General features: G+C 48.8%; 8 protein-coding genes. 2 read left to right on the forward strand and 6 right to left on the reverse strand.

Annotated elements, in window-relative coordinates:
- Window positions 1-166 precede the first annotated feature (166 nt).
- Together LKK83_RS11690 and LKK83_RS11695 are read left to right on the forward strand one after the other, a co-directional pair.
- Window positions 167-2,956 (forward strand): hybrid sensor histidine kinase/response regulator, encoded by a 2,790-nt coding sequence (locus tag LKK83_RS11690; protein WP_324631298.1) that lies wholly within the window; start codon window positions 167-169, stop codon window positions 2,954-2,956.
- Window positions 2,953-5,481: an adenylate/guanylate cyclase domain-containing protein gene (locus LKK83_RS11695; protein WP_324631299.1), complete on the forward strand. Its 2,529-nt coding sequence runs from the start codon at window positions 2,953-2,955 to the stop codon at window positions 5,479-5,481. The genes LKK83_RS11690 and LKK83_RS11695 overlap by 4 nt, the downstream gene beginning before the upstream one ends.
- Window positions 5,482-5,581: 100 nt before the next feature.
- Here LKK83_RS11695 and LKK83_RS11700 read toward each other — a convergent pair whose 3' ends face one another.
- The 6 genes from LKK83_RS11700 to LKK83_RS11725 form a co-directional block, all read right to left on the reverse strand.
- Entirely contained in the window at window positions 5,582-6,010 is a 429-nt protein-coding gene (locus tag LKK83_RS11700; RefSeq protein ID WP_324631300.1) for an FKBP-type peptidyl-prolyl cis-trans isomerase, read from the reverse strand.
- Window positions 6,011-6,383: 373 nt separating this feature from the next.
- Window positions 6,384-7,208: a dual specificity protein phosphatase family protein gene (locus LKK83_RS11705; protein ID WP_324631302.1), complete on the reverse strand. Its 825-nt coding sequence runs from the start codon at window positions 7,206-7,208 to the stop codon at window positions 6,384-6,386.
- Window positions 7,209-7,308: 100 nt separating this feature from the next.
- Window positions 7,309-7,704, reverse strand: coding sequence for a VanZ family protein (locus LKK83_RS11710; RefSeq protein ID WP_324631303.1), 396 nt, complete (start codon window positions 7,702-7,704; stop codon window positions 7,309-7,311).
- Between the two features lie 192 nt (window positions 7,705-7,896).
- Window positions 7,897-9,624: an adenylate/guanylate cyclase domain-containing protein gene (locus LKK83_RS11715; protein WP_324631304.1), complete on the reverse strand. Its 1,728-nt coding sequence runs from the start codon at window positions 9,622-9,624 to the stop codon at window positions 7,897-7,899.
- A gap of 216 nt (window positions 9,625-9,840) precedes the next feature.
- Window positions 9,841-12,336, reverse strand: a complete 2,496-nt coding sequence (locus LKK83_RS11720) for a CHASE2 domain-containing protein (protein WP_324631305.1) — start codon at window positions 12,334-12,336, stop codon at window positions 9,841-9,843.
- A 159-nt stretch (window positions 12,337-12,495) separates the two neighbouring features.
- A complete protein-coding gene (locus tag LKK83_RS11725; RefSeq protein WP_324631307.1) occupies window positions 12,496-13,278 on the reverse strand; it encodes a DUF928 domain-containing protein in 783 nt (260 codons plus the stop codon).
- Window positions 13,279-13,474: the final 196 nt, after the last annotated feature.

Here is a 13,474-nt window from a genome sequence, read left to right on the forward strand (position 1 = left end):
TTTACGGCCTGCGTCCCATTCTAACTTAGCCGTTGCCGCATTGTTCTCCCTTGAATTTTTCCGAAAAAGTTCGGATAATGGAAAGGAAGCTTCAGGTCATTTTACCCCGGGATGGGTAGAATTCCCAAGCATATTTTAACCTCTCTGTTCTATCCTCGAACATGCTATGAATTCTCCGATCGCAAAAATTTTACTGCCACTGGATTTAGAATATCTGGTGGTCGATTGCCACTTTTCGATTCAAGAAACATCCTCGGGCGTGCAGCGGTTTGCCGATCGCCCGGAAGACATCGCCCCCGGAATAGACCTGCGCCAGGGTTTTCCCGAACTGATTGGCATCGAGTCCATTTTACATCAAGTGGCAAGGGGGGAAAAAAGTGCGTTTAAAATTAAAGGAATCGCCCGAGGTTCGGCAGAAAATCCTCGGTTGTATTTTGACCTTTCTGCCCTACAGTATCCCGGAAATACAGGGGAAGAAAGCAACCAATTGTTGATTGTCTGTGCACAGACCAGCGAAGCGATGCAACTCAAACAAGAGTTGTTACAAAGAGCCAACGAAGCCAATTTGTTGCTCAGTACCCTAGCCACTGCAAAATCTTATACCGATCGCATTATTACCTCAATGGGAGATGCGCTATTCGTCACCAATCGCGCCGGAACCATCAAAACCGTCAATCAAGCGGCGCAAGACTTATTCCAATATTCAGAATCCGAGTTAATCGGACAGCCGATTTCAGCGATAATCAAAGATGAAAATAGTGTAGAAAAAAGCCATCAGATGGGGAAGGAATTGGAAGCCGATGGGTGGCAAACTCTAGAAGGGATTTGTCGGACAAAAAGCGGAGAAGAGATTTTGGTTTCCTTTTCTCGTTCGGCAATTCAAACCGATTTGAAAGATTACCAAGATTTTGTGTATGTGGGGCGGGATATGACCGAACGTCAGCGCGCCACAGCGGAACTGGAACGGGCGCGTCGGGAAGCGGAACTCGCCTCCCAAGCCAAAAGTAATTTTTTGGCAAATATGAGCCACGAAATCCGCACGCCGATGAATGCGGTATTGGGAATGACCGGATTGTTATTAGAAACCCCTTTAACGCCGGAACAGCGCGACTTTGTAGAAACGATTCGTCTCAGTGGAGATGCCCTGCTCACGTTAATCAACGAAATATTAGATTTATCCAAACTCGAAGCAGGAGAAATGCAGCTAGAAGAGTTGCCCTTTGATTTAGCAAGCTGCGTGGAAGATGTGGTAGATTTGCTCGCGCCCCAGGCGCACGCAAAACAACTGGAAATTTCATCGTTTATCGAGAGAAATACACCAATTCATCTTATCGGAGATGCGGCGCGTTTGAGACAATTGCTGACCAATTTAATGGGGAATGCAATTAAATTTACTCCGGAAGGATATGTGACGGTGCAAGTGGAACTGTTGGAATCCTGTGACCCGGGTGCGACGATCGCCTTTTCGATTGTGGATACGGGAATCGGGATCGAACCGGAGAATCAAAAGAAACTGTTTCAACCGTTTTCCCAGGTGGATGCTTCCACCACGCGCCAGTATGGCGGAACGGGATTGGGACTGGCAATTTGCCGACAAATTGTGAATTTGATGCAAGGGGAAATCGGGGTGGAAAGTGAAGCGGGAAAAGGGTCGAAGTTTTGGTTTAAAATACCGTTTGGGCGGCAAAGGGAAGCGCCGGAAAGGGTTGCGCCGCCAGAGAGGTTAAAGGGGCGATCGCTGTTAGCAATTAGCGATCGCCCCCTGGTGCGCTTTTGTGTGCGCGATCGCGCCGAAGCATGGGGAATGCAGGTGGATGAAACCGAGAGTGCCACAGGGATACAATGGTTGCAAAAGCAACGAGAACGGGGCAAATTTTACCAGGTAGTGGCTATCGATTTGGGAACCGAGGCGATCGCGGCACTTGCCTTAGGGGAGATGATTCGATCGCACCGAGAGTTTGGGAATTTACCGTTAATTGCGATCGCCGCCACCAATCAGCGATCGAAAGTCAAAGAAGCATTAAAAATGGGGTTTGCCGATTATGTCATCAAACCGGTGAAACCCGCCCGATTTTTAGACACCCTTTCGCGGGTATTTGGCATCGAGAGTAAATCTAACCAGACCCTGGGCGATGGGCACCTTGACCTGCACTCTACCGCCGAGAAATTTCCGTTAAAACTGCTGGTGGTGGAAGATAATCTGGTGAATCAAAAAACCATTGTCAAACAGCTTGAATTATTGGGATATGGGGCAGAGGTAGTGAATCATGGGCAAGAGGCGATCGCGCGGTGGAAAACAAATGCCTACGATATCATTTTGATGGATTGTCAAATGCCGATTCTCGACGGGTATCAAACCACCCGAGAAATTCGCCGTTTGGAAGGGGGCGATCGGGCCTCAACCCCGGAACCACAGCGCCCCCATACCATTGTGATTGCCATGACGGCAAACGCCATGAAAGAAGACCGGGAGAAATGTTTGGCGGCGGGCATGGATGATTATCTCAGCAAACCCGTCCATCAAGAACAACTGCAGGCTATACTGGCCCAATGGGGCAGTAAGTTGAGCGAATCCCCGGCAGCAGCAACAGTCAACCCGCCCCCAATGGAGTCTGGAGAACGTCCATTCGATCTCGACCGTCTCGAGTTGATTTGTGCCGGGGATGCTGCCTTTAAGCAAGAAGTTCTCGAAACTTTTATTGCAGAAATCCAGGCGCATCTGGCCGCACTGCAAGCTGTGCCAGTAGAAGATTTTGCAACGGTCGAACAAGAAGCGCATTACATCAAGGGTGCTAGCGGCAATATTGGAGCCAAAAAACTTTATGGTTTGGCGGCGCTTTTAGAACGAGAAGCCAAACAAGGAAAAGGAGAAAATTCGGCTGCTTTATTGGCGCAATTAACTGAAGCTTTTCAATCCGTCGTGAGTTTTGTAGGTCAGGTGGTACAACGGGAATGAACTCTCTTTTCAACAAATTTTTAGCGGTACATGGCATCGAGCACCTGGTGTTGGATCGAAACTTAAAAATTCTCCAATTTTCTCCGGGAGTGGAACGCTTTGCCGATGCTCCCCATCAGGTGTGCGTGGGAGATGAGGTGAGTGTGGCCTTCCCGGAATTAATCGGCGTAGAAGCGTTGTTAATGGAGGTGCTGGAAGGACGAGAAGCCTGCTTTAAACTCCAATCCCTGGGACGATTTGGCGAGCCAAATTCTCCGGTTTATTTTGATATTTACATCATCGAAAAAAATGATGCTGATATCGGGGATAAATGCTTGATAGTCTTTTTTGAAGAAGTCACCGAGCGGATGGTGTTGGAACAAAAGCTCGTCCAGGCCACCAACGAAACGAATCTGTTACTGGCAGAATTATCTACCTCGAAGGCTTATATTGAGGAGATTATTACCTCGATTGCCGAGGCACTGATTGTGACCAATCAAGCGGGAACGATTAAGACGATTAATCACTCTACTGTTGAGTTATTTGAGTATAGCGAAGCCGAATTATTGAATCAGAATATTTCCCGGTTGACTTCGGCGGCAGAAGAGTTACGACAGGAAGCGAGTTTGAGAGAGTCGAAATCGCCGGAGAATAGCGTACCTCATGCCGAAGCGGTCTGCAAAACGAAAACCGACCGAAAAGTTTACGTGGCGTTTTCTTGTGCGGCGGTGCAAACTGAGGTGGAAAATGTGCTGGATTTTGTTTATATCGGGCGGGATATTACCGATAGAGTGCGCCAACAACAGCGTCAGCAAATTCAGTCAGCCACCACTGCGATTCTATCGGAATCGACGAGTTTTAAAGAAGCCGCCCCGCGATTGTTGCCGGCGCTTTGCGATCGCTTGAAATGCGATGTGGGGGAACTGTGGATGGTGAAAGCGCAAGAACAGCGATCGCCAACCCCATCGGTGGGCGAAGGGTCGGTGTCGGTGTGGGGGTTTGCAGACTCGGCGTTTCACCTGCACTGTATGGAATTGTGGCATAGCGAGGCGATCGCCAATCCGCGATTTATCCGCGCCACCACCCAGAGGAGTTTTTCTCGCGGCGAGGGATTAGCCGGTGAAGTGTGGGCGGATCGTGGCCCGAAGTGGATTCCAGAAATGGCCGATGAGGAGAGCTTTGCGCGGCGCGAGGTGGCGATGGCGGCGGGGTTACAAGGGGCGATCGCGGTTCCCATTTTAGGCGATCGCGATGACTTGAGCGTAGAAGCGGAAAATGAGCTGACCACGGAAGTGCTCGGCGCGATTGTCTTTTTCAGTGGCGATCGCTTACCCCTGGATGAGGATTTATTGCAAACCCTCGCCGAAATTGGCAGTCAAATCGGGCAATTTATCAAACGCAAACAAGCGGAAGCTGCCTTACAAGAAAGCGAAGAACGATATCGCGATTTATTTGAAAATGCCAGCGATTTGATTCAAAGCGTCGCCGCCGATGGTCGTTTTATTTACGTGAATCGGGCATGGCGCGAGACCCTCGGCTATACTCAAAAAGAAGTGTTTCGCCTCAAACTCGTCGATATCATTCATCCAGACTGCAAGAACGAGTGCCTGAAGCTGTTTCGGCGAATCATGTCCGGAGAAGATATCGAACAACTGACCACTCAGTTTATCACCAAAGAGGGAGAAAAAATCTGGGTCGAAGGTAGCATTCACTGTAAAATCGTCGAAGACAAACCGATTGCCACCCGCGCCATTTTGCGCGATATTACCGAACGCATCCAGGCGGAAGCTACCCTGCGCCAGCAACAGGCCAGAACCGAAAGCTTATTGCTCAATATATTGCCCGAAACTATCGCCGAACGCTTAAAAAAGACACCGGGAAGTATTGCCGAAAATTTCCCCGATGTGTCAGTTTTGTTTGCCGATATCGTTGGATTTACCCAAATTGCCTCTTATCTGTCGCCGATTGAATTGGTAGACTTGCTCAATCAAATTTTTTCTGCTTTCGATCGCCTCACCGAACAGCATGAATTGGAAAAAATTAAAACCATTGGCGATGCTTACATGGTGGTGTCCGGACTGCCCAAACGACGCCCGGATCACGCGGATGCGATCGCGGAAATGGCCTTGGAAATGCAAACCGCCCTCGCCCAATTTAACGCCGCCAATCACAAAAATTTCAGCATCCGGATCGGCATCCATAGCGGTTCGGTGGTTGCGGGGGTGATTGGCATCAAAAAGTTTATCTACGACTTGTGGGGGGATACGGTTAACGTGGCTTCTCGCATGGAATCCCACGGAATCGCCGGCCAAATTCAAGTCAGCGATGCCACCTATCAGCTTCTCAAGGACCGCTACAAGTTTGAAAAACGCGGTTCGATTTTAATCAAAGGCAAAGGCCAAATGAACACCTATTTTCTGGTGGGTCGAACTGAGGAAACCAAAATTCAGCAGTTATCCTCACCGGACAAAGAAGCTATGAAAAGCGTGCGCGAAGCGACTCAAAGTATGGTAGAAATGATTAACGAAAAACTCAGAGATTTGTAACTCTCGTGGCGCGCCAAACTAAAAGTAGAGACGCCTCCAGGCGTCTCTACTTTTATCGGATGGAGTTTATTTATTCACCACGGAGTGGCAATTTTGTCAATCAGCCGATTTCTACCAATTGGATATCAAACGTCAAGTCTTGACCGGCGAGGGGGGGATTCGCATCTAAGGTGACTTGGGAATCGGAAATATTGGTGACGGTTACCGGAATCACTTGGTCTGGCGCTTGTTGAATTTGCAGTCGCTGACCCACTTCTAAGGGGATATTCTGCGGAATGCGATCGCGCTCAACCTGTACCACCATATCCTCGCGACGCGGACCATAGGCGCGATCGGCAGGAATTTGTTCGGTTTTTTCTTCTCCCGGGGCCATTCCAATCACTGCTTGTTCGAAACCGGGAATCAGTTGTCCTTCGCCTAGGGTAAATTCTAACGGTCCGCGTTCCGTTGAGGAATCAAACACCGTACCGTCGGATAATTTACCCGTGTAATGAACTTTAACGATATCGCCCTGTTTTGCCTGTGACATTCTTATTTCTCCTACTATTCAGGTGCTTTGCCGACTCCGAGTCTGGTTTTATAAGACCTCCCAATATCAACCAACGTTTTAATCAGGTTAATCAATCGACCCGGAGTGAATTCAAGAAGATTTTTCCCTCTTGCTTGTCAGATGATTGTTGATGAGGTATGATTAAGGGTTGGAAACTCGGCAAAATTTCCCCCCAGACATCTATGACCCCACCGAGCGATCGCCGCTCGGTGGGTCTTCGGTCAACATTTTAACTTGGATGGTGGATTTTTGCAGGAGGCTGCAACTCGCCGAGATTATCGGCGCAACGCCTCAACAACCGGATTGGCATTTCCGCGCCGAGGAGAATGGGCGATCGCCGCGCGCCACCGTCTCAACTTCGGGGAAACAGTCGTTCCAAGGTCGCTTGCAGGTTTTTGTGCGGGTAAATATCCGGCTTTTTGCTCCAAATGTAATCCAGAGTTTCCTGATAGGTCCACTGCGGATTTTGGCGGAAACAATACGCCACCCCCAGGGAACCACTTCTCCCAATTCCGGCGCGACAGTGAATCAAGAGTTTTTTTCCGCGCTCAATTTGTTCTTCAATCCAGGCGATCGCCGCTAACATTTCCGCTTCCGGAATCCCATGATGCGCGCCATCTAACAAGCCAATTTTCCGATAGGCGATTTCCCCATGTTCCTCGAAATTCACTAATAATTCTGCCGCTAAATTCAAAACCGCATCAAATCCCAACTCTCTGGCATTTGACGCCGCAATAAAATTCCCCACATACACATTTTCCCACACTTCCACCGCACTCGCACCTTGGGTCCACTGCATCGACTCAGACGGCGGTTCCACCTTCACCCGTCCATTATCTCCAAACTCGCCGATCCAGTGCCATTCTGTTTCCTTTAACCCCTCTCCCACCCGATAGGTGAATTCATAATTTCCCACACTGGTGGGCATAAAAGAACCGGCAAATAAATACACCCCGGACTCTTCCCCTTTATAATCCAAATCTAGGCCGTACCACGACCCTTCACTATTAAATTTGGTTAACAGATTCGTCCATAATTGTACCCGCAACGCCGTGGGCGGATGCGGGGCAGTCAGCTTCACCCAAACCCCCAAATGCTCTAACATATAAAGGGTTTTTTCATCTCCCAGAGAAGGGTAAATTTCTTTAATGTCTGCGAAAGATTTATCGATACTCATCACCCGATAATATTTCCTTTGCCATTTTACCTCCACTTCATTTTATAATTTGTCGGTGGGCATTGCCCACCCTCCAGTTAGAGCTGATTCGTCAATATTTTTAATGATGGATTCTCTCGCGACTTTCATCCCAAAATTCCCCGATCGCGTAGAAGGCGATAATCCCCATCAGACTCGCCGCTAAATCCGCCACCGTAGAACTGCGGGTGGGAAAAATCACTTGCAGCATTTCCTCTGCAATGGTAAACAAACTAAAAATAAACGGGCCAAAGGGAACCGGAACGGTAAACAAAACCATCATTTTTTTGCCCAATGCCCGATGGCTGAGAAATGAGGCAATGCCGTACAATATAAAATGGCCGATTAAGTCATAATTTGGAATCAGAGTTACTCGACCCAAGGGCAATTTTCCTCCATTGGCCAACCCCATAATTGTCAGCAAAATGGCCAAGTAAATTAACCCCGCGATCGCCCAGCCTTTTCGATTCATTTTCATTCGGGCAAACTCCACAATCGTTGATGCAATCGTTGACTTCTCAGATGCAGACGCACAGTCCGGATAAAAAGTGCCTGTTTGAAGCAATTCTCATCATTATTCCCCCTGGTTTTACTGTGGACGGATGGGAGAAATTGCGTTTTATCGGCATGGGAAAAACGGCGGTAAACCGAGAAACCCCTTACCGCTTCCTCAAGACACCAGAGGAACGGAATTCGCTGCTTTAGCTTGCAGCAAATACGTGGTCATTTCTCCTTTCCCTTTCACCTGAATAACGCCGCGTTCTTCCAAAACATAGTCATGGCGCAAGTGTTCGTAAGTGGCACTAGAAACGTGAATGCAGCCCGGAATTCCGTGGGATTCCATGCGCGAGGCAATATTCACCGTATCGCCCCACAAGTCGTAAATAAACTTTTTGATGCCAATTACCCCAGCAACTACCGGTCCGGTATGGATGCCAATTCGCATACTCAAAGTTTGACTGAAATCCGCATTAAATCGCGCGATTTCTGCTTGCATATCCAATGCCATATCTGCCACCGGGGCGGCGCTATTTTCCCGGGGAACCGGCAACCCACTGACGACCATATAACAATCGCCAATGGTTTTGATTTTTTCTAATTGATGTCGTTCTGCTAAGCGGTCGAAGCGGGAAAATATTTCATTGAGCAAGCGTACTAAGTCGGCGGGTTCGATTTCGGAAGACAGGTTGGTAAATCCGACGATATCGGCAAATAAAACCGTGACTTCTGCGAAATTATCGGCAATGGTATTTTCTTGCAATTTCAGGCGATCGGCAATCGGTTCGGGTAAAATATTCAACAGCAGGCGTTCGGCTTTTTCCCGTTCGGCGGCCAGTTCTTTTGTGGAAGATTCTAACGCCACTAACATGCCATTAATCGTATTGCCGAGATTGGAGAGTTCGTCATTTCCGGACATAGAAACTCGCCGGGATAAATCGCTGTTGCTGCCGATTTTCTTCACATCTTGACTCAAGTGCGCTAACCGAGCTAACACCAATTTTTCTAACAGCAATAAGGTGCTGATGCTAAAAACGATGCCTACCACGATTAACGAAACAATCAGATAGCGCAGGCTAATTTGACCTTGACGATAAATATCCCGGGGGATTTCTACTTCCAATAAAACGGCGGGGTTGCCATAGATATCGCCCAGGAGGGTATAAGCAACTAAGAGCTGTTCGCTGATGGTTTCTACGAGGATAGAACTGTCGGCGTCAGGATTGGATAACCTGGAGATCGCCCGATTAATTTCCGCCGGGATTGCACCGGAATTGACCGGATAACCGGTAATATCCAAATGGGTTAATTCCCCGAGGCGCTTGATTTCTTGCGCGTCTAGATATCTGCCGATCGCCAATGTACCGCGACTCGGACCGGTTCCTTCGCTAGTGAGAATCGGACCTGTGGCGATCGCCATCGGGCCATCCGCTAACATGACAATCCCGGTAAACCGATTCTCTGCATCTTGCAAATCCGCTTGATTCGCCGCCGACAAATGACCCGAAATATCTTCGGGCACCGGTACAGTTTTATCCCGCTCTAAATCGAACGCCACCCCATACACCAATTCCCCTTCTGTATTGATAAATCCCATCAAGTTAGCGCGAATCGAGCGAATATTGGTTTTCCCCAGATTCCGCGTAATATAATTCCGATTTCCATCTTCAACAAACTGATAGGTTTCATCCCAAATCCCCCATTGATAATTCAGCGCGTTTAATTCATCGCGATAATTGGAAAATGCATCCAGAACTCGTTGCACGTTGCGCTGCGCCTCGCGTTTTTCTAAGCGAGTGAATCCCGCCAGTAAAATGGTAGAGGAGGTCACATGCACCGCGCCAAATAAACCAATCAGAGTCGCGCCGATCGCCAGCAGTGTTTTTTTGCGTAAAGTCATCAGGACAGCTTCGGGGTAAAAAAAGCATCATTGGAATTATGACACGGATAAACCCAGACGCGATACCCCACCCCAAAACCCGTAGGGTGCGTCACCCCCGCCACTCAATCAATCGCCACACCACTTAATCTCATTCGGGGGTGACGCACCAACAAAGGGCCAAAAAATCAATAACCCGTCGCATTCGCCAGTGACGCACCAAACCAATCCCTACCATTAAAACCGATAGTGCTGAGTGCGATCGAGATAAATGCGCGCCACACTATCCCCGGGATTGATTCGCAGGCACTTTTGAAACAGTCGATGCGCCTCGGCGTAGTGCTGATGAGAATAATGTAACAAAGCTTCCTCAAAAATGCTTTGGGTGATTAACTTTCCTTCTCTGAGTTCTATCGGATCCGCATCGAAAACTTCAAACACCGACACGGTTTCCGACTTTCCCTTGACTTTAACGCGATCGATGAGGCGAATATTGTAGTGATTTGAATTTTGCAAGCTGTAAAAGGTGCGATCGCTAATCAACAAAGACAGGCCATAATTTTTCGTCAATCCTTCGATGCGCGAGGCTAAATTCACCGCATCGCTAATCACCGTGCCATCCATGCGCTTCGGTCCGCCCACGGTACCCAACATCAGGGAACCAGTATTGATGCCAATTCCAATTTTAATCGGACTTTCCCCTTGCTGCTGACGTTCTAGGTTGTATTTGTGCAGTCGCTGCAACATCGCAATTGCCGCTTTCACGGCATTATCCGCGCCCTCGCCGAATAAGGCCATAATTGCATCGCCGATGTACTTATCGATAAACCCTCTATGTTCCCCGATCGCCGGTTCCATGCAACTGAGATAAGAATTAATAAATTTAAAATTCTCTTGCGGCGTCATGCTTTCGGAGAGGGTAGTAAAATCGCGGATATCGGAAAATAAAATCGACATTTCCATTTCCACCGCTTCGCCCAGTTTGACCGCCACAATGCTTTCATACCCCAAAAAATGTAGGAATTCATGGGGAACAAATCGTCCGTAGGCATCGGTTAATTCAAATTCCGCATCGAGGGCTTTTTCTAAATCAGCATTGAGCGCGAACAATTCTTTCGTAAACCGTTCGCGATCGGCTTCTGCTTGTTTGCGTTCGGTGATATCTTGAAAAGCAACCAACGCATAAGAAATATTGCCATTTTCATCATAAATTGGCGTTCCCCACGCTTCGATGGGAATACTCGGGCGATCGCTGCGGTGAATTTCGATATCGTCGGCGGTAGAAGTTTCCCCTTTCAACGCCCGAATGATGGGCAAACTTTCCCAAGGATAAAGCGAATCAGTCCCGGCGAGATAATACTGATAAACCTCCGCCAAGCGCTGGGGATTGGCCGATCGCACCACTCCTTTTCCCAATAATTCCTCGGCAGTTTTATTGGTATAATAGGGTTTACCCCCGGCGTCGAGTACCGCAATTCCCACCGGCATTGCTTCGAGAAATTGCGCCAACCGACGTTCGCTTTCGCGCTGTACTCCGCGAGAGTAATAGGCCGCCATTGCCACAGAAGACCCAATTAACCCCACAATCGGCGCAACTACGGGAATCCAATAACTATTTAAAAATGCCAGATAACTCGCCCCCATCAATCCACTGCTTCCCGCCCCAATCCAAATAACGACGATCGCCCATTTTAGGGAAAGATTTGGTTTAAATCGCTTAGTCTGCAATAACCCATAGGAAATGCTGGCCCCCGCCAAGGAGCAAATCACGGTCCACAACCACTCGAACCTTTCGGGTAAAAATGTAATAAACGGACGCGCTTCTAGCGCCCCGCTGAGGATTTGGCTAATTACATTGGCATGAATCACCACGCCGGGAGTGCGCTGCGGTGACTGGGAATTTCGGCCACTAAAGGGGGTAAAAAACAAGTCATTCAGACTTTCGGCGATGCCGCCAATCAACACAATGCGATCGCGCATCAAATCTGGGGGAATATCATTTTCCAAAACCTCGGTCATAGAAACGGTTTTAAAATTCTCTTCCGCCCCGCGATAGTTAATCAAAATTTGATATCCCCCGGCATCTACATTAATATAGCCGCCTTCATTGCCGCGCAGGGGAATAAACACTGCTTTTCCCAATCCCAAATGATTCTGTTGGGCATCTACCATTTCTAAGCTGATGCCCTGGGATTCGAGAACCCTCAAACTCACCGTCGCGGCAAGACTCAATCGGGTGCTTTGGTTTTGCGGTTTAACCGATAGCAAACCGCGACGAACTTTGCCATCCTTATCAATCACTAAATCGGCGATCGCCACTTGATTTAGTTCTTGCAATTTTTCTGGGGCGGCCACTTTTCCCCCCACGACTTTTTCTACACCAATTAAATTCGGCGTAGATTCAAAGACCTGCACCAATTCGGCATGTCCCGGTTCTACGGGCAAATCGCGATACAAATCCATGCCGATAACTTTCGGTTGCTGTTGTTTGATGTTCTCGATCGCTTCGGCGAGTACGGCATCGGGAATTGGCCATTGTCCGATTTTAGTAATATCCGATTCGTCAATGGTAACGATAACAATACGCGGATCGATGGGTTCTGAGGGGCGCAATTGAAAAAACAGGTCCAGAGTGGCCCACTCCAATAATTGAAATAGTCCCGTACTATTGAGCGCGATCGCGACCACTGCGACGGTGGGGGCACTCATCAGTACCCCTCGCCATTTCCACATTTGCTTTTTTAACGTTCGCCACATTTAGATTCGGCACCCACCACTGGATTGATAAATGGGGTTCCTACCAAATTGTAGATAACCCCTGACTGGGATTGCAGAAAACAAGCCGATGGGTACCTTGAAAGCGTCGGTTGCAAGGGTGGCGATCGCCCTTAACTAGGGGGACAATAAAGGTCGCTCGGCGATCGCTTCGAGTCCCACCGAAGCTAACAACTCGCGCCAATTTTCTTCCACGATCGCATCGTCAGGCTGCGATCGCCGCAGTTGCGCGAGGGTACTCATCGTATCGTACCAAATCCCCTCAGCTCCATACAAGGCGGCTTTTTCTAACGGGGTCAGAACCTCTAATTCTCCCATCGAATTCGGGTTGAGTTCCACCCGCTCGATTCCTCCTTGCACGCCGGGAGTGTCTGGGCGCAGTCCGTCTTTTCCGACCAAAATAAACGTCCAGCGATAGGTCTGACCGATTTCTAACGCCGGCACCTCTTCGGGTAAGCGAACCGCCAGAATTCCGCCACCGCCAGAGATGGGAATTTTGGTTTGATAGTGATGGCGGTTATTTGCATCTTTGAGGGCAAAAAATAGCTCGGTGGCTTCCGTTTCGGGCACGTACAGGTAAAATTCCGGATGCTGTGCGACGGTTAACCCGCTTTGGGTTCCGGGCATCAATGGCGTGACGCAAGGACTGCTCTCGAGGGGCTGTTGGGCGCAGATATCTTCGTCGCGAGATGCTCCCCCGGCGGTGTCTGTGGGTTCTCCGTCTCCGGGGGGTTCGAACGTCACTTGCACCAGGGTTTGGTCTTGCACTCGGCGATCGCTTCTGTGCGGCTCAGATTGTGCTACGGTGCGTTGTGCCAAGCTTCCCCCCAAAGCTAGGGGTAAGAATACTGAGAGAAAACCGAGGGCGATCGCGGTTGATGTGTTTTGTCGAATCTTCATAATTATCCCCTTATTGATTGATTGTTTCTAGTGATTTTCAACCATACACCTTCTCTATTTTAGAGATTTTTTTTTGCGATCGAGTTTCGGTCATTTTTTTTGCGCTAACAAAGAAATATTTCCGGACTCGATGAGTGGGTGTTTTTGTCCGCTCGTGACAATGAGCGGGGAGGGTTGGCGAGACCCAAAATGACGC

This window comes from Phormidium sp. CCY1219, from assembly GCF_035615515.1.
In the GTDB taxonomy this organism is placed as follows: Bacteria; Cyanobacteriota; Cyanobacteriia; order Cyanobacteriales; family Laspinemataceae; genus CCY1219.

Excerpts from the sequence above, each read along its gene's own strand:
- LKK83_RS11690 (WP_324631298.1), top strand. The coding sequence starts at position 167 with ATGAATTCTCCGATCGCAAAAATTTTACTGCCACTGGATTTAGAATAT.
- LKK83_RS11695 (WP_324631299.1), top strand. The coding sequence starts at position 2,953 with ATGAACTCTCTTTTCAACAAATTTTTAGCGGTACATGGCATCGAGCAC.
- LKK83_RS11700 (WP_324631300.1), bottom strand. The coding sequence starts at position 6,010 with ATGTCACAGGCAAAACAGGGCGATATCGTTAAAGTTCATTACACGGGT.
- LKK83_RS11705 (WP_324631302.1), bottom strand. The coding sequence starts at position 7,208 with ATGAGTATCGATAAATCTTTCGCAGACATTAAAGAAATTTACCCTTCT.
- LKK83_RS11710 (WP_324631303.1), bottom strand. The coding sequence starts at position 7,704 with ATGAAAATGAATCGAAAAGGCTGGGCGATCGCGGGGTTAATTTACTTG.
- LKK83_RS11715 (WP_324631304.1), bottom strand. The coding sequence starts at position 9,624 with ATGACTTTACGCAAAAAAACACTGCTGGCGATCGGCGCGACTCTGATT.
- LKK83_RS11720 (WP_324631305.1), bottom strand. The coding sequence starts at position 12,336 with ATGTGGAAATGGCGAGGGGTACTGATGAGTGCCCCCACCGTCGCAGTG.
- LKK83_RS11725 (WP_324631307.1), bottom strand. The coding sequence starts at position 13,278 with ATGAAGATTCGACAAAACACATCAACCGCGATCGCCCTCGGTTTTCTC.